Source organism: Bdellovibrio bacteriovorus (genome assembly GCF_048286975.1).
In the GTDB taxonomy this organism is placed as follows: domain Bacteria; phylum Bdellovibrionota; class Bdellovibrionia; order Bdellovibrionales; family Bdellovibrionaceae; genus Bdellovibrio; species Bdellovibrio bacteriovorus_H.
This window is the reverse complement of record NZ_JBLVRT010000008.1, coordinates 108,876-125,357: the sequence shown is the minus strand read 5'-3', so window position 1 is coordinate 125,357 and position 16,482 is coordinate 108,876. Positions and strand designations below refer to the sequence as shown.

General features: G+C 50.8%; 14 protein-coding genes and 1 tRNA gene. 8 read left to right on the top strand and 7 right to left on the bottom strand.

The annotated features are described in order from the left end of the window. The first annotated feature begins 350 nt into the window (after positions 1-350). From ACNQKP_RS17865 to ACNQKP_RS17855, 3 genes are all read left to right on the top strand, one after another. Complete coding sequence (locus ACNQKP_RS17865; RefSeq protein ID WP_417866594.1) at positions 351-998, top strand: TPM domain-containing protein; 648 nt, start codon at positions 351-353, stop codon at positions 996-998. Positions 999-1,087: 89 nt separating this feature from the next. Next, positions 1,088-3,202: a hypothetical protein gene (locus ACNQKP_RS17860; RefSeq protein WP_417866592.1), complete on the top strand. Its 2,115-nt coding sequence runs from the start codon at positions 1,088-1,090 to the stop codon at positions 3,200-3,202. A 69-nt stretch (positions 3,203-3,271) separates the two neighbouring features. Then, positions 3,272-3,347 (top strand) — tRNA-Arg (locus ACNQKP_RS17855). A gap of 235 nt (positions 3,348-3,582) precedes the next feature. Here ACNQKP_RS17855 and ACNQKP_RS17850 read toward each other — a convergent pair. Continuing rightward, positions 3,583-4,473, bottom strand: a complete 891-nt coding sequence (locus ACNQKP_RS17850) for a LysR substrate-binding domain-containing protein (protein ID WP_417866590.1) — start codon at positions 4,471-4,473, stop codon at positions 3,583-3,585. Positions 4,474-4,564: 91 nt separating this feature from the next. Between ACNQKP_RS17850 and ACNQKP_RS17845 the strand changes: the two genes are divergently transcribed. The 3 genes from ACNQKP_RS17845 to ACNQKP_RS17835 all read left to right on the top strand — a co-directional run bounded on the left by ACNQKP_RS17845 (position 4,565) and on the right by ACNQKP_RS17835 (position 9,759). Then, a complete protein-coding gene (locus ACNQKP_RS17845) occupies positions 4,565-5,749 on the top strand; it encodes an MFS transporter (RefSeq protein WP_417866588.1) in 1,185 nt (394 codons plus the stop codon). A 138-nt stretch (positions 5,750-5,887) separates the two neighbouring features. After that, entirely contained in the window at positions 5,888-9,088 is a 3,201-nt protein-coding gene (locus tag ACNQKP_RS17840; RefSeq protein ID WP_417866586.1) for a hypothetical protein, read from the top strand. A gap of 77 nt (positions 9,089-9,165) precedes the next feature. Further along, on the top strand, positions 9,166-9,759 hold the full coding sequence (locus ACNQKP_RS17835) for a YdeI/OmpD-associated family protein (protein WP_417866585.1): 594 nt from the start codon (positions 9,166-9,168) through the stop codon (positions 9,757-9,759). On the opposite strand, the gene ACNQKP_RS17830 is transcribed toward ACNQKP_RS17835, so the two are convergent. The 3 genes from ACNQKP_RS17830 to ACNQKP_RS17820 all read right to left on the bottom strand — a co-directional run bounded on the left by ACNQKP_RS17830 (position 9,756) and on the right by ACNQKP_RS17820 (position 11,239). Then, positions 9,756-10,205: a YaiI/YqxD family protein gene (locus ACNQKP_RS17830; protein WP_417866583.1), complete on the bottom strand. Its 450-nt coding sequence runs from the start codon at positions 10,203-10,205 to the stop codon at positions 9,756-9,758. The two genes, ACNQKP_RS17835 and ACNQKP_RS17830, sit on opposite strands and share 4 nt — an antisense overlap. Positions 10,206-10,219: 14 nt before the next feature. Then, positions 10,220-10,759, bottom strand: a complete 540-nt coding sequence (locus tag ACNQKP_RS17825; RefSeq protein WP_417866581.1) for a hypothetical protein — start codon at positions 10,757-10,759, stop codon at positions 10,220-10,222. Positions 10,760-10,885: 126 nt separating this feature from the next. Next, complete coding sequence (locus ACNQKP_RS17820) at positions 10,886-11,239, bottom strand: hypothetical protein (RefSeq protein WP_417866579.1); 354 nt, start codon at positions 11,237-11,239, stop codon at positions 10,886-10,888. A gap of 175 nt (positions 11,240-11,414) precedes the next feature. Between ACNQKP_RS17820 and ACNQKP_RS17815 the strand changes: the two genes are divergently transcribed. After that, the gene (locus ACNQKP_RS17815) at positions 11,415-12,092 is read left to right on the top strand and encodes a hypothetical protein (RefSeq protein ID WP_417866577.1); all 678 of its coding nucleotides are present in this window, start codon (positions 11,415-11,417) and stop codon (positions 12,090-12,092) included. Here the strand turns inward: ACNQKP_RS17815 and ACNQKP_RS17810 are convergent. From ACNQKP_RS17810 to ACNQKP_RS17800, 3 genes are all read right to left on the bottom strand, one after another. Beyond that, complete coding sequence (locus tag ACNQKP_RS17810) at positions 12,089-12,694, bottom strand: hypothetical protein (RefSeq protein ID WP_417866575.1); 606 nt, start codon at positions 12,692-12,694, stop codon at positions 12,089-12,091. The two genes, ACNQKP_RS17815 and ACNQKP_RS17810, sit on opposite strands and share 4 nt — an antisense overlap. Further along, positions 12,691-13,452 (bottom strand): TIGR02147 family protein, encoded by a 762-nt coding sequence (locus ACNQKP_RS17805; RefSeq protein WP_417866573.1) that lies wholly within the window; start codon positions 13,450-13,452, stop codon positions 12,691-12,693. The genes ACNQKP_RS17810 and ACNQKP_RS17805 overlap by 4 nt, the downstream gene beginning before the upstream one ends. Before the next feature lie 172 nt (positions 13,453-13,624). Further along, on the bottom strand, positions 13,625-14,422 hold the full coding sequence (locus ACNQKP_RS17800; protein WP_417866571.1) for a hypothetical protein: 798 nt from the start codon (positions 14,420-14,422) through the stop codon (positions 13,625-13,627). 341 nt (positions 14,423-14,763) lie between these two features. On the opposite strand from ACNQKP_RS17800, the gene ACNQKP_RS17795 reads away from it, so the two are divergent. After that, the gene (locus tag ACNQKP_RS17795) at positions 14,764-16,473 is read left to right on the top strand and encodes an ABC transporter ATP-binding protein (RefSeq protein ID WP_417866570.1); all 1,710 of its coding nucleotides are present in this window, start codon (positions 14,764-14,766) and stop codon (positions 16,471-16,473) included. Positions 16,474-16,482: the final 9 nt, after the last annotated feature.

Genomic DNA, 16,482 nt, shown 5'->3' with positions numbered 1-16,482 from the left:
CTTCTGGTGGCGGCGGAGGCGGCTGGTCCGGCGGTGGCGGTGGCTTCAGCGGCGGGGGCTCATCCGGCAGTTGGTAATGCCGTTACTCTCGGTCCTTGGCTTGGGCTATGGCCTTAGAGCCTTGCTCGCTCGGACAGTCCTCGCTCTTTTTGTTTTTTTGTGGCTGCCGCTGGTGGAATTTGGTTCGCTGCGGAACTCGCGCTCAAGGCACTAAGGCCATAGCCCAAGCCAAGGCGGAGTACCGGCTTTCAACCTAGGATTCGCCTTGTTGCTTAATACCGAGCCTTGGGTGTGCTGAAGTCGTTTTGGCTGGTGTTTGGTAGCGGTAATTGATTATTTGAGGGAACTTTATGAGTTGGATTAACAAATATCTTTCTGAGGCGGATCTTGCGCGGATTGAGGCTTCTATTTCCAAGGTGGAAGAAACCACTTCGGGAGAGATTGTTCCTGTAATTGTTCGTCGGTCCTCAGCGGTGGGGCATGTGCCTTTGACGCTGACGTTGCTTTTGACTCTGTTTTTGATCATTGTCGAGTTCCCGTTCAGTGACTGGTTGTGGGTGACGCCTTGGGTTTATCTGTGGCCGGTGATTGTTGTGATCTTTTTTGGTCTTTCGCAAGTGCTGGCCAAGTCCAAGTGGATTCAGAAAGTGTTTGTGCCAGAAAAGGACGAGCTGGATTCAGTTCACCGTCGTGCTCATCTGGAATTCTATCTGAACCGCATTCATCGCACTGAAAGTGGGACGGGGGTTTTGATCTTCGTTTCTGTGATGGAAAAAAAGGCGGTGGTGCTGGCGGACGAAGGTATCTCCAAGAAGCTTCCGAAAGAGCACTGGGACGAGATCCTGGGTATGCTTGGAAAGCAGCTTCATGATGGGAAGTGGGCTGATGGTTTTGTTGCGGCGATTGAAGCCTGTGGCAAGGACTTGCAGACACACTTTCCGACGGGTGCAGGTAATTCCAACCAGCTTAAAAATCATCTGATCGTGAAAGATTATTAATCGTTCTATATTAGTACAGCCACGTTAATTCACCGTAACTAATGCTGGTGTAATTCATCTCTGAAAACTCGCATTCCGAAAAGTAAGGTATGCGAGTCCTTCTTTTGAACGTCCTAATTATAGGTACCGCGCTATTGTCCTTGGGTTGCACCCTGGAGGCCAATATTTCCGGGCATATGCTGCCGTCCTTGCTCCGGCCTGATGGCGGAGATGAAGTCGTTGATGCTCCTCAAATCAGTCAGAAAATCTGTGCGAATGGTCCGGTGTTTTCCCAGGCTCAAATGCCTGGCGGTGAAACCATTCTGGCTGGGGACTTTTCCCGCATCGGTCCCTGCACCAGTCCTTTTTTGAAATACAATCCTGCGACCGGAGCCGTGGTGGCGGTCGGTCCCTTGGATGCCGCTGTCGGGGAAGCCCACGTCATTGTGGCTGATGGAAACGGCGGCTACTATGTCGGCGGAAAATTTGTGGCAAAGAATGGCAATCAGTCATTGTTGCACATCAAAGCAGATGGAACGCTGTCTGACTGGAATCCCAACATTGGATACGGAAGCCTCGAACCCACGGTGATGGCCTTGAAGATCCAGGATGACATCTTGTATGTCGGTGGAGAGTTTTCAACGGCAGGCAGTCCTGCGCACGCTCGATCTTCATTGGCAGCTTTTGATTTGGCGACAGGCGAGTTGGCGTCGTGGGCTCCGCCATTAACTGATGATGCGACCAATGAATTATTTGTGAACTCTATCGAAACCACAGCAGGATCTGTTTTTATCGCCGGGGCGTTTGGCGCCGTCGGGGCCAATGCCCATGTGTCTGAGGGAATCGCTAAATTGAATCTGTCCGACAATAATGCCGACACGGCTTTTGTAGCGACGGGACGAACTGCTTTTTCTGGAAAGTTGAAACTTCACAATGGAACTTTGTTGGCGGTAGACGGCGGGGCTTTTGTGATGTTGAGTTCCAGTACGGGGGCAGAAACAGTATTTATGGCCGGTATTACCACAGTGCCCGTGTGGGGTGGTTTGGCCGACTATGAACTGCACGGCAATGAGCTGTGGGTCGGTGGGATGTTTGATTCGGTCAACGGCCATCCGACGCGCAACCTGGTGAAGTTTAATTTTAGTGGAGGCACCCCGGTTCTGGATACTTCATGGGCTACGATCTATGAACCCGAGGGCTGGGTTTCTATTATGAAGGTCACTGACAGTCATATCCTAAGTTTCACAAATGGAGTTGTTGGCTATTGGAACAAGTCGAATGGAACACAGTATATTCCTTCAGTGGCAAGTCCGGTCGGCGATGCCGTTTATAAAGCGGCGCTGACTGAAGGGGAGGATCTGCTTTTCGTACATACTTCAAAGACTTTGGGCATTCCTGAAACCAGATATCTGGCCATGTATGATGCCGAAGGGGAATTGCTGCCATGGCATCCCAATCCTAATGACTATGTGAAATCCGTTGTTGTGCATGACAGCCGTATCTTTGTTGGTGGCAGGTTCACTGATATTGGTGCGACTCCTTCTGGTAAGGACTATCTGGTTGAAATCGATGCCGCTGGTGAAGTCACTTCATGGAATGCTGATGCCAACGACGAAATCACTGATATGCGTGGTGTGCAGGGAAGTTTGCTGGTGGCCGGCGAGTTTACTGAAATTGGCAGCGACGATATGGGGGCTGCTTATTTGGCAAAACTCAGTTTTGCGGATGCGACAGGGCTGCCATGGACGAGCCAAGTGGACGGGCGGATATTGGGTTTTGATATTGACGGTACAGAGTTGATTATTGGTGGGGGATTTTCAATGGTGGACGGGCAGGCCGTTGATCATTTGGCGAAAGTTGATTTAAGTACCGGGAATCTTATGGGCGGAACTCCGACAGTTAACAACTGGGTCAACGGTGTGGCGATTGTGAATGGGAAGGTTTACATTTACGGGCAGTTTACGGATGTGGGCGGTGAAGCCCGTTCCCGTTTGGCGGCCTTCAATCTGTCCGATGGATCGGTCACCAGTTGGGCACCCACCATCGTTGTCTGGGCTTATCGTGCGCTCAGAAAGGTGTCTGATAAGCTCGTTGTGATGGCTCATTTCAACACTGTTGAGGGCGTGAAATACGCTGATGGCACCTTGGTGTTGGACCCGGTCACTGGGGCCAAGACGACGGATCCGCGAGGTATCTACAGTTCAACCGTCTGGTTTGAAGACTAATGACGCCACGTTGCGCCAGCCCAAACCTTGCGTTCTGCAGGGCTTCATTGATAATCTGGGGCCCTCTATGCAGTCGTAGTTCAATGGATAGAGCACTTGGCTTCGAACCAAGGGGTTGCAGGTTCGAGTCCTGCCGACTGCACCATCTTTTTTAGTTTTTTCCTTTTAATATGGCTTCGGTTGATGTGGCTTGCTCCGGCAGGACGCGGAAAAGCGCGCATCGAGCGCGCTTTTCCTATGCGCTCGACATTTGCCGCCTTCGCGGCAAGAGCCTCGCGCATGCTCCTCACCAAAAAGCGCCACTGGCGCTTTTTGGCGCGGGCACAACTGCCGACGGCACCAAATTTTGCTGCCGTAAAATTTCCTCCAACTTCCAATTTCTACAAGGCGTTTTTTAGTTTTGATTTTAGGAATTTTATGAAGACGTCGGCTCTTAGCGATAGCTGGGCGTTTTTGTAGTAGATGGCGTGGATTTGCTCTTTTTGTTCGACGGCGGCGCCGGGCAGGACTTGAACCAGTTCGCCGCTTTCGCGTTCAGGGGTTGTCATGAAGTCGCCAAGGCAGGCGATGCCGATACCGCTTTTTACCAGGCGAAGAATTGTTTCTCCGCTAGAGGCGTTGAACTTTGCTTTGATGGGGTAGCGGGTGCCACCGCTGTATTTAAGCGGCCAGTGGTTCAGCTTTTGCGGATCGGTAAAACCAATCAGGACATGGTTTTGTAAATCTTCGACGCTTTTCGGGGTCCCATTGGCTTTCAGGTATTGTGGGCTTGCCAGAACTCTGCGGCGGCTTTGTCCCAGGCTGACAGCGTGAAGGGACGAATCGGCAAGTTCTCCAATTCGAATGGCGACGTCGATGCGGTTTTCGATCAGATCAATATTGCGTTCGCTGTTAAACAGTTCCACCTGCACTTCCGGGTACAATTTATGGAACTCATTCAAGTAGGGCACAACCGAATGCAAAATAAACGGAGAAGCGGAATCAATTCGCAAAACTCCAGAGGGTGTACTTTTGGAACCCACAGATTCTTCGGCGTTTTCCAGGGCCTGAATGACTTCCCGAGAGCTTTGCAGAAATCTTTCACCCTCCGCCGTCAGATCCAACTTACGTGTGGTTCTTCTTAGCAGCGTCACTCGCAGCTTTTTTTCCAGCCGGGCCAGGGTCCGGCTGATCCCGGAAGGGGTTTGATTCAGTTCCTCAGCGGCGGCGCTGATAGAGCCCGTATCCACAATCGTAATAAAGGTTTGCAGCTCGTCCAGGGTTGTTTTCATTATTGACTCCGAATCAAATATATTTTGCCCATTCGTGACTAAATGAGCAATCACAATACTGATAGATTGGTGGTTATACAAGGAGGCTCAAATGCCTTTAGCAATATACGCACTGATGATCGGAGCGTTTGGAATTGGAACGACTGAATTTGTGATTATGGGGTTGTTGCCCCAAATAGCCAAGGACCTGGGTGTGAGTCTGTCATCGGCGGGACTGCTGGTCAGCGGTTATGCGCTCGGTGTTGCGGTGGGGGCCCCTGTGTTGTCGCTGCTTTCTGCGAAGTGGCCTAAGAAACGCGCGCTGGTTATTTTGATGGCGATCTTTACTTTGGGAAATCTTATCTGTGCCCTTGCTCCAAATTACTCCGTCTTGATGATCGCAAGGGTTTTGACATCTTTTGCGCACGGAACGTTTTTTGGAATCGGGTCAGTGCTAGCCACCAGCCTTGTTAAACCAAATCAAAAGGCCACGGCGATTGCCTTGATGTTCACAGGCCTTACGCTTGCTAACGTCTTGGGAGTTCCCTTTGGCACTTGGCTTGGCCAAAATTACGGATGGCATGCAACATTCTGGGCGGTGACAGCTGTGGGGCCTCTGGCAATGGCGGCGCTGATCTTCTTTGTGCCGGCAACGAAAGATACTGGTGATGATGCGGGCGTGGCCAAGGAAATCAGCGTGGTGATGAAACCGCAGGTGTTGTTAAGTCTGCTATTGACTGTCTTTGGCTTCGCCGGAGTCTTTGCTGTTTTCACTTATATTGCGCCGATTCTGACGGACGTTTCAGGTTTTGCGGTGGCCTCCGTTTCTCCGATCTTGTTGTTGTTCGGGGCGGGGTTGGTCGTTGGGAACATTGTCGGTGGGAAATGGGCGGATAAAAGCTTGAACAGAACTTTGGTGGGAACGCTGTTGTTGCTGTCTGTGGTTCTATTCGGATTTACGTTCTTGATGGGCTATAAGCTGGCGGCGTTGGCTTTGGTGGCGCTGTTGGGGTTTGCTGGTTTTGCGACGGTGCCGCCATTGCAAATGCGCGCGCTGGAGCATGCAGCTGAAGCTCCTACTTTGGTTTCTGCTCTTAATATCGCGGCCTTTAACCTGGGTAATGCGATTGGAGCCTGGGCGGGTGGTGTTGCTATCGATAATGGAAGTCTGATAACCACAGCCTGGACAGCACTGGGGATTTCATTGTTGGCAACAGTGGTTGCTTACGTCAGCGGAAAGACAAGTGCGGGCGCTGTTGTCGTGAGAGTGGATCGTCGAGCACTGGGCGGAGACTAATTGCGTCTTACAATGAGACTGGCCCCAAGTAAAACATGAGGATCAGAGGGTGCCTCGAGTTTAGCCTCATTTTTTACTTAAATTTCTTAAAGGGTCTTTTGCAGTTTAGGCCTTTAAACATGAGGCCGATAAGATGGTATGCAATTTATCTTCTTGATCGTATTAGTCTTGATAAATGCAGGTTGTGCCATTGATGCCAGCCTGATTGGTGGTTCTACCACGCAGTCTCCCAGTTCTCCGGGATCTGATCCTGGTTTGGGAAAAACCTCTGCATCCACATTTTGTTTAAACGGTCAGTACGAATCCCCGATAGATCTGGGGCAAGGTGATTATTTGCTGGTGGGGCAGTTCACTCATGTCGGTACCTGTGGATTTCCAATTTATGGATCCAGCTTGACCAGTCCCGTGGCGCGCCCGGTGGTTACTGGTGAAATCAGACAGTCCATCGCGGATGGCAATGGGGGATTCTTCATTGCAGGGGACTTTACTGATGTCGAAGGGACCACTCGCCGGGGCCTTGCTCGTCTTAATGCAGATGGTGCCCTGGACAAGGATTTTAAACCTTTCGGCAACCTCGCAGCGGTTCCTGATCTGAGACAAATTAAACTGGCTCTGGGGCAGGGAAAGCTTTTTGTAGGAGGCATTTTCGCCAGCATCAGCAATCCTTATGGATCCGTTGTCGACGCGACGACGGGCGTTTCTAAGTGGCCCTCGGGCGTTCGTTTCGACAATGATATTCTGGCTTCCACCGGCGATGGAGCCGGCGGTCTTTATGTGGCTGTTTCCGGGCAGTATCAGGGTGTAATGAAAAACGGCGTGATTCATTTGCTGGCCGATGGCAGTTTGGATCCCAATTTCCAAGCAGAGATTTTCGGAAAGATCACCGTGCTGGTTCATGATCAAGCCAGCAATACTCTTTATGTTGGCGGATCCAATCTTAATAGCTCTAACGTTACGACGAGCTCCGTTCTGGCGTGCAATGCCGCGACGGGTGCAACAATCACATCCTGGAATCCGGTGCTTGATGCTGTCTACACGGACTTGACGGGTATTGCCGTGTCAGCGACCAAGGTATATGTCACGCGAGTGAATTCATACAACAGTCCGAATGCGGGCTTGATCGCTATTGATAAATCAACAGGCGTCGTTTCGTGGCAGAAGTCCACAACCTTTCGATCCGGTTTCTATGGCGTCGCTTATGATGGAACTTACGTTTATGCCGTAGGCGCATTCACCAAAGTCGGTGGCGTCAACCGTACTTATATGGCGATCTTTGATGAAAGCGGAAACCTGCAGGCCAATCCAGCCAATATTCCGAATAATGAAATCAACAGTGTTTATTATGCCGGTGGGCACTTGTATATCGGCGGACGTTTCACGGCAGTTGGTGCCACCAACGCGCACGGAATAGCCCGATACAATACCAGTGACATGTCGGTGGATGCCACATGGAGTCCGAACCCTGTGAACGCCGCCACGCTGGGTACAGTCACAGGAATATTCAATGGCGGCGCTGGGACTCTTTATCTTCTTGGTGACTTTACGGCGATTGGTGGGAAAAGCATGCCCGGTGTGGCGGCGGTCACCACAGCCGGTGCAGGTACCGTGAAGGATTGGGACCTCATGATTGCCGGAGATGGAACCTCGCTGGTTAAGACCGTGGCGGTCGGGGGCGGTGGAGTCTTCGTTGGAGGTACATTTAAAAGTATTGGTGCTGCGGTCGTTCGTAACCTTGCCGTACTGGATCCTGACACAGGGGATGCTGAAGCCTTTGATTCCCAAATCACGGGTGGAGATCTTCTTTCAATGACTCTGTCGCAGGATCAGCAGACTCTTTATATCGCCGGCGATTTCACTTCGGTGATAGGGCAGGAAAGACTGGGGCTGGCGGCTTTGCAGACCAGTGATCTGTCCTTGAAGTCGTGGGCTCCGGTAACTGACCGCGGAACTTTTGATGAAGTTCGCTTTATTCAGGAGTACGCCGGTATTGTCTACATTCAAGGTTACTTCTCTGAGCCTTTGGGATTGAATCTGCAGGTGCGGGACGACTATGCGGCGATTGATCAAAGTGCCAATGTGATCCCGTGGGTGCCAGCACTGACGAACCCGAATGACATCACGGACTTTGTTATCAAAGATGGCGTTCTGTATACGATGGGGCGTCTGAGTTCTGGAACGAATAAGAATCTTGCCGCCTACGACCTGAACAATGGCGGGGCGCTGATGACCCTGGGCCGTGACTTCGTAGGTGCCTATCCTAACTCGCTGGTTGAACATAATGGCAGTTTGCATGTCGCCAGCGGCGCAGACCTTGTACGACTGGAAACCGATGGGACAGCTACGGTGGTAAAAACTCTGTCCGGTATCATTGGCACTTTGGTGGTCAGTGATGGAAAAATACTGGTGACTGCGAACGATTTGGGCGGACCTGATCGCAACGGCATGGCGATTGTGAATTCCAATGATGGCAGCTTCTCTAGCTGGGTCCCTTCGATTCCAATGCAACCTGAATTCCAGCAAATCAATGCCGCTGCCCGGATCGGGGATTACCTTTATGTCGGTGGTCGTGGCGACAACCCGATGGGCTCGACTGTGGGAAAATTGCTTATTGCCAATATCAAGACGGGTGTTCAGCAGATCCTGGAAGTCGATGGCACCGTCAAAAGTTTTGAGGCGGTCGGCGAGACTATGTATGTCGCCGGTGCTTTTTCCGATATCGATGGTCAAGCTCGATCACATGTTGCGTCCTTCGTGAATGGCCAGCTGACAAGTTGGCAACCGCAGCCGGATAACAATGTCGAATTCATCAAGCACCACCAGGGTGTGCTCTATATTGGCGGTGAATTTGTAGAGGTTGATGGGAATATGCGACAAGGGCTGGCAGCATTTAACGCCTCGACCGGAGCATTGTTGGCTTGGGACCCTTTTGCGGGGCACGACTGGGGCTACTTTGGGCGAGCTAATGTTGTGGGGAATAAGATTTACATCTTGTATGAAGCTGAAAAAAATGGCGATTATGAATTTGGCTTGTTGACCGTTCAGACGGATTCGATGCTGGTCGGCTTATGGGCTCTTCCTGACTCTGCAGGCTTTGATGACTGGTATATTCAGGAAGGAAAATTCTATTACTGGAGTATGGACTCGGAATTCCCAGTGGCCTTGGATATGGTGACGGGGGAAACATCCGAGATATCATGGGAGCTGTCCTCCTATGAGATGAACATTACCAAAGATGGAGTTGTCTGGGGTCAGCCTTCCGGGATGGCCATGATGGATGTCCGGACCGGCAAAGCAAAGTTGGTTCTTCGCGAAGTCAAAGGGGCAGCCCTCGAGATGTAAACGGGTCGACAGCCCGCTGCTGCATTCGATTGCTTATCTTCAGCCTTCATAGCATCCTGTGAAGGCGGGAGGTCGTGATGAGTTCCAAACATCCTAAAGTCGATGCCTTTGTTAAATCCGAGAAAAAGTGGAAAGAGGAAGTTCAGCTGCTGCGCCAGATTGCTTTGGACAGTGGTTTGACGGAGGACTTCAAATGGAGTCTGCCTTGTTACCTGCATGATGATAAGAACATCGCAATCGTCCAGAACTTTAAAAACTCCTGCGCCTTTATGTTTTTTCAGGGAAGCGAACTGAAGGATTCCAAAAAGCTTTTGAAGTCGCCGGGTGAAAATTCGCAGTCAGCCAAACGCTTCGAGTTCGCCAGTGTGGCGGACATCACGAAAGTGAAGGCGGCCATCCGCGCTTACATCAAAGAAGCCATCAAGATTTCTGAGTCCTCAGTGAAAACTGAAAAGAAGCCGGCAAAGATGCCAGCCATGCCTGCGGAATTGAAACAGGCCCTGGATAAAAACAAGAAACTGAAAGCAGCTTTTGAAAAGCTGACTCCGGGCCGTCAGCGCCTGTATCTGATACATATTGCTTCAGCCAAACAAGCGGCCACCCGGGTATCCAGAGTGGAAAAGTGCGTCCCGCGCATCTTGCAGGGCCTGGGATTGAGCGACAGGCCTTAGCGTCGTTTCAGGGACTGGATGATTTCATCCAGCTTTCCTAAAAAGCGGGAGCGGTCTTTTTTATCCATCGGCGCGGGACCGCCGCGCATTTCGCCCATATGGCGAAGATTCTGCATCAGCTCGCGTGTCGCCACGGCCGATCCAATACTGTCTTCCGTGAATTCCACACCCTTGGGGCCCAGGGCACGGACTTGGCCTTTCACACAGCGCTCGGCCAGAAGAATGTCCGCCGTCACGACGATGTCGCCAGGTCCGGCGTGTTCAACAATCCAGTCGTCGGCCGCATCAAATCCCGAAGAGGCCACCACCATCTCCACGCGCTCGCTGGCGGGGATGTTGATGTATTTGTTCGCAACCACAAAGACTTTCAGCTGATAGCGTTCGGCGACCTTGTAGATCTCGTCTTTGACGGGGCAGCCGTCCGCATCGATGTAAATATTCAGCATAAAGCCTTTCTGGCTTAGCAGCCCGAGCCTTCCATGATGATAGTGTATACCTTGCCGGTTTCACTATCAATCACCAGCAAAGCCGCGAATTGGAAGCCGCACTGAACAGCGCCGACCGGGCCAACTCCGTATTTCACAGTTTTGATGTGGCGAAGAAGAGAAAAGGCATTTTGAGCTTTCAGATAAGCTTCAGAGAAAGCCACTTTGTCTTCCGTGGTTTGTTCGCTGTATTCAAGGTTTTGTTCCAAAACGCTGAGGACGTATTCGGAGGCCCCTTTCAGGTCTGAACTGCCCCAGTTGGTGGAATCCCCCTGCCAGGCCGCCGCATTGTCCCCCTGCCAACTGGCTTCAAACTCCTCTGCGGACTCGACTTTGCCCGCCGCGAGTGCAAATTCGCGAACCATGCCTTTGACGTCCGTGGAAGGTTGGACCTGAGTCACGCGGGTCTCTTGGGCGATCTGGCTGAGTTGTGCTACAGCTTGTTGGATGGTGCGGGAGTTATAGTCACTTTTGGCAAAGCTGGAAGCAGAAAGAAGAAGGGTCAGGGTAAACATAAGCGTTTTCAATTTAAGGCTCCAAAGAAAGGTTTATGAACCTGCTTATAGAGCCTGCCCTGATATTTGTTAAATATATAAAAATATAGTTAATATACTATAAATGAATACCTGCTGACTCTAAGGTCAGAGTGGATTGCAGTACCCAGACAGATGCACACGGTAATTTTTGTCGGATGTGAAGATCTCAAACATTCCGTCCTGATAGCCTTCGCGATGGCAAGTCAGGGTCAGACGATAGCGGCAGGAAAGGCCAGAACGCAATTGTTCGGGGCAGTCGCTTGTTACGGTGAATCCATCGCCAGAAATTGTATGTGAAATGTCATAAATTGCGGTGGCATTGTAATTAGTCAAAAGCATATCCTTCGAGCGTTCGGCCCCCACCATCAGCATTCCGAAATCCATGCGCGATTCGATTTGCGCGACTGCTGCCAGCGGTGAAATCAAAGCAAAGAACACCAGCATTTTCATGCACTTCATAAGATCCTCCTTAGGTGACAATTCATTGGGCCTGCCAGCTGATTTTCAGTCAAACTTTTGGCGGGGAAGCAGAAATTTATCTGTTCACACCTTTTTGATGAAACAGGATCTGGTCGTGGGCTCGTTGACCGCTTCAGGGGGATTTGTAATCTGAAAGTCATCCCAAGGAGGATTCATGAAGAGCGTTCTGTTCATCACCGCATTTTTTTTCGTCTTGCTGGCCAAGGCAGCTCCAGCTCCGGACCGCTGCAAGAATCTTACAGAAACCCACAAGGGCGTGCAGCTTCAGCGCATCTGGCTTGAACAGGCGGGGATCTGCATGTTGTCCGTTTCACCCACAGACGGTTACAAGGACATGATTTATCGCGATTATGTGCTGACCGAAGACGGGATGCTTATGATCTTTAACGCCTATGGCACCGACGGACAGTTTGGCGCCCGGGACTTCTTCCTGTTTCCCAGAAAGCTGGCTGTGATCACCCATCAGTGGGTGCCCGAAGCAGACGAGCTGGTCATCGAGCACGTCACTGGTGATAAGTTTGTCTTTGATGTGAATAAAGCCGTGCTGAAGTCGATCTCAGGGGCCGCGAAAGTGGTGGTTGATAAAGTCGCCACAAATAACAAAGGCGGCGTGTCCATCGTCGGCTATCAAGGGCAGATTCTGGATGTGGGCTTTGCGATGAATCAGGATCCGGCGATGATCAAAGGCGGGAAGTCCGTGCTGACCGGCGCACAAAGAAACTGCTCTTTGCGCAACCAGGATATTTTCAATTACATGAGTGACGGCGATGTGATTTTCAAATTCAGAAAGGACACCGACTTTCAGCGTCTGGTGTCCTCGTCCTGCCGTTAGAAGGAATGCATCAGCTCTGTGAACTTGCGACGGTCACGGAGCTGGGAATCAAGGTCGTGAAGGGCTTTGTTGATAAAGCGAACTTCAAGGGAATTGGATTCCGGATTTTCCTCAAGGATGTCGCGATAGATGAATTCGTGCATCACCAAAGCGGCTTTTTGGTTTTCATCCAAAGAGCCCCAAACCAAAGAATCAATTTCGTACAACTGTTCACCGAAACGGGTTTCGTTGGTCTGAACGATGGCAATCTTCAGGCGGCATCCGCGGCCCAGTTCCATATCGCCCTGGTCGTTCGGTCCTTCCAAAGCAAAGGAAGACTTCCAACGGATCTGTTGTGGCCACTGTTTCAGCCATTGCGTGTATTTCAAAGCTTTCTGGGAGTTCACCGGGCGGATGCGCGCGATCAAGTCAGAAACTTTGGCCTGATGGGATCTGGCCGGGGAGTACTGAACAGAAAGCCCTTCTTCCTTGGCTTCAGCCAGTTCCAGAGCGACGGTCGGTTGGTTCAGGCAGCTCACCACGTAGCCGCCGTTGCGAACCACGTACTGGGCAAAGGCGCTGGGCGCCGCCAATAAAACGATAACAGCAATCAGATGTTTCATTGTTCTGTCTCCTTTGGCACAGCTGGCAGCAATTGCATGCCCAGCGTGTAGATTTCAGTGCATTCGCCTTGTGTCAGCTTTCCGTAAACCTTTTTCCAGGCCTTTTCGAGTTCTTTTTTTGCCCGGTCCAAATTTTTCGGATTTACAGCCATTGTCAGGTAAACCATTTCCCTTTTTTCAGTTGGAACCTTCGGGAAAATGTCAGTGGAGCGCTTTAGCGCCTCTTTGTGCAATTTTTGCACGTCAAAATTCGGGATGTCGTTCTCAGAAGCAAGGCTGCGCACGGTTTTCATGTAGGTGGTGGCGCTGTTCATTTCAACCAGGCCCAGTTGCAGAAGCTTGTTCATGACAACTTGAGTGCGCTCGGACGGAACGCCGGTTTCAGCAGAAATCAGTTCCACATCCCATTCTTCGGTGTGCAGGTCCATCGCGGCCAGCACCAGAAAGAAATCCACGCTGGAAACTTCAGAGAACTCTGATTTGCTCAAAACACGCTCGATGGAATGAGTGGCCTTTTTGCGCTTTCTTTCAGAGTCAAACAGGGACTGGGCCTTTTGCATGTCTTCGTCGGACAGGCGCAGACCATTCACCAGTTTGCTGAAGTTGGCAGAGGAAACGGGACGTTTGTTGTTGAAAATTTCAGACAGGTGTCCCGGAGAAATTTCCACCCGCTGAGCCAGGGCACGCAATGAAAAACGCGGATTTGCCGCACGTCTTTCTTCAAACTTTACATGGAAAAACTTGTTCAACGTCTTCATTTGGCCAAGACACTTACCAACTCAAGGTGAACATGTATATGTCAATTGCGAGGTTTGCCCGAGTTTAAGCCTTTTTGGCGGATGAACTGTTCGAAATTTCATGGCGAACACCAAAACGACAAAACCGGCTGTGGTGGCCGGTTTTGTAGGATTTACCTGAACTTGAGGAATGCTATCCGTCCCAGGCTCCGTCGTCCGGTGTGTCGCTGATTTGCAGTGCTTTCCAGACTTCCTCGTTGTCGAAGAATTCCGCCTGTTTCACGTTCAGACGTTTTTCATCGTGGCAGGGGACGTAAGCGCTGACGGATCTTGAGATCTTTTTGGCTTTTCCACTGGCGGCCTGCGGGCGCAGAACATCCCAATAGGACTTGCGGCTGAACAGAGCATTGTCCCGGCGTAACTGACCATTCAGCATGTCCAGGGTGCAGGCAAAGGTGTTCACCGGCGTTTTGCTGTCGCCTTTTTCGCAGGACTTCGCATAGACCTGTTCGCGGCCGACGTGCAATTGCATCAGTCCGTACAGACTGCCGTTCGGCCCCTTCGCGGTGGCTTTCGGGTTGCAGGTGCTTTCGTAGTGGGTCATGGCATTAAAGATCAAAACCCAGAAGTTCGCCTTGTCGGTGGGCTTCATGATCTTATAGTTCGGACACAATTGATGGATGTCCGGAGTACCTTCCGCCAGGTGGGTGAAATTTCCAGCCATGTATTCTTTGCGGATGGCATGGCCCCATTCTCCGATTTTGGTGCCCGTGGCATAGTTGATACAGGATGGGCCCCAATTGTATTTGTCGTTGATATCGTCAAGGACCGAGGCCACGAAGGTGAGGTTGTCTTTCATTCTGAGGCCGTTGGGTGTTTCGACGAAGCAGTCGGTGCAATGACCGGCTTCGGTGCCACTGGCCAGAGCCGGGGAGCCGTACAGGATGGCAGCCACAAGCAAGGTGCTGATGCAGGTTGAAAGGACCGTCATTTCGTCTCCCCCTATAAATACCGATTAGACTTGAAGCGTCATTATGGGGCGTTCCCCAATTCATGACCTTCTCTAGAGTCATCGGCTCTTGGCTGGACCTTCTATACTGAAAAAATGACTAAATGTTCCCGTTGGGCCTAGAAACAGGACTTTTTGGGGAACATCCCAGTTCGAGACAGGGCAAAATCCTTTGAAAATCCAATAGGATTGAACACAATTTATTGACCATTTTGCCGGGATAAGCGATTCAGTGTTTCTGGAATTTGACCGTGGTCATTTCAGGGGTTTATTTGCCCAAAAAGGTGCTAGAATCCTGAGGCCATCTGGAGAGACAAAAAAGAATGAGCAACACAAATATTATCGAAGTCCGCAATCTTGCTGTTGAGTTTAAAACCGAAGACGGGATTGTACAGGCCGTAAAGGGCATCTCTTTCAACCTTCCGAAAGGTAAAACTGTCGGCTTGGTAGGTGAGTCCGGTTCCGGTAAAAGTATCACTTCACTGGCGATCATGCGTTTGATCGGAAATCCAGGCCGTGTTTCCAGTGGTGAAATTCTTTTTGAAGGCCAGGACCTGCTAAAAGTTTCTGAAAAGAAAATGCGTGAAATCCGTGGTGCACGCATCTCCATGATCTTCCAGGAGCCGATGACTTCTTTGAATCCGGTTCTGACGGTTGCTGATCAAATCACTGAAACCCTGATGCTTCACCAAAACCTGAACAAACAGCAGGCTTTGGACAAAGCTTTGGATCTTTTGAAGCAAGTGGGCATCCCGCATGCCGAAGAACGTCTGTACTTCTATCCTCACAAATTCTCGGGCGGTCAGCGCCAGCGTATCATGATCGCGATGGCGATTGCTTGTAATCCGGACGTTTTGATCTGTGACGAGCCAACCACTGCGTTGGATGTGACGATTCAAAAACAAATCCTGGATCTTCTGGCGGACATCCAAAAAAGAACTCACATGAGTCTTCTGTTCATCACCCACGATCTGGGCGTTGTTGCTGACATCGCTGATGAAGTGATCGTTATGAACAAAGGTGAAATCGTAGAGCGTGGTGTTTCCAAGGAAATCTTCGACAATCCAAAACACCCATACACCAAGGGTCTTTTGGCGTGCCGTCCTTCTTTGGATGAAAACCCGGTTCGTCTTCCGGTTCTTTCTGACTTCATGAGCGCGACCGGCGAAGAAATCACGCCAGGCGCACGTGTGTACACTCCAGCCAAAGAAATCATCCGTGAAGACAAAGTCATTCTTGAAGTGAATGACCTGAAAACCCACTTCCCTCACACAGGCGGTCTGCTGGGGCGTGTTCAGAGCTATACAAAGGCTGTGGACGGTGTCAGCTTCAAAGTTAAAAAAGGTCAGACCCTGGGTCTGGTGGGCGAATCCGGTTGCGGTAAAACCACTCTGGGTCGCACGCTGATGCGTTTGATTGAGCCGACGGACGGTCAGATCATCTTCGATGGTCAGGACATCACCAAGCTTGATTACGGTCACATGCATCCGATCCGCAAAAAAATGCAGATCATCTTCCAGGATCCGTATGCTTCCCTGAATCCGCGTATGACTATCGGGACCATCCTGATGGAGCCAATGCAGATTCACAACATCGGTGATAACAACAATCAGCGCCGCGAAATCGCGGAAGAGATGCTGAAAAAAGTGGGCATGAGCCCGGCAATGATGAATCGTTATCCGCATGAGTTCTCTGGCGGTCAAAGACAGCGTATTTCCATCGCGCGTGCGTTGATGGTTCGTCCTGAATTCATCGTGTGTGACGAGTCCGTGTCTGCGCTGGATGTTTCCATCCAGGCTCAGATTCTGAATTTGTTGTTGGACCTTCAGGATGAAATGAACCTGACGTACATCTTTATCTCTCACGATCTGTCTGTGGTGAAATTCATCTCTGACGAAGTGGCAGTGATGTTCGGTGGTAAGATCGTTGAGCACAACACGGCTCAGGCGATCTACGATGCCCCTCAACACGACTATACCAAGAAGCTTCTAAGCGCGATTCCAAAAGGGATCCCGAAAGAGCTGACAGTTTAGTTTTTTAAA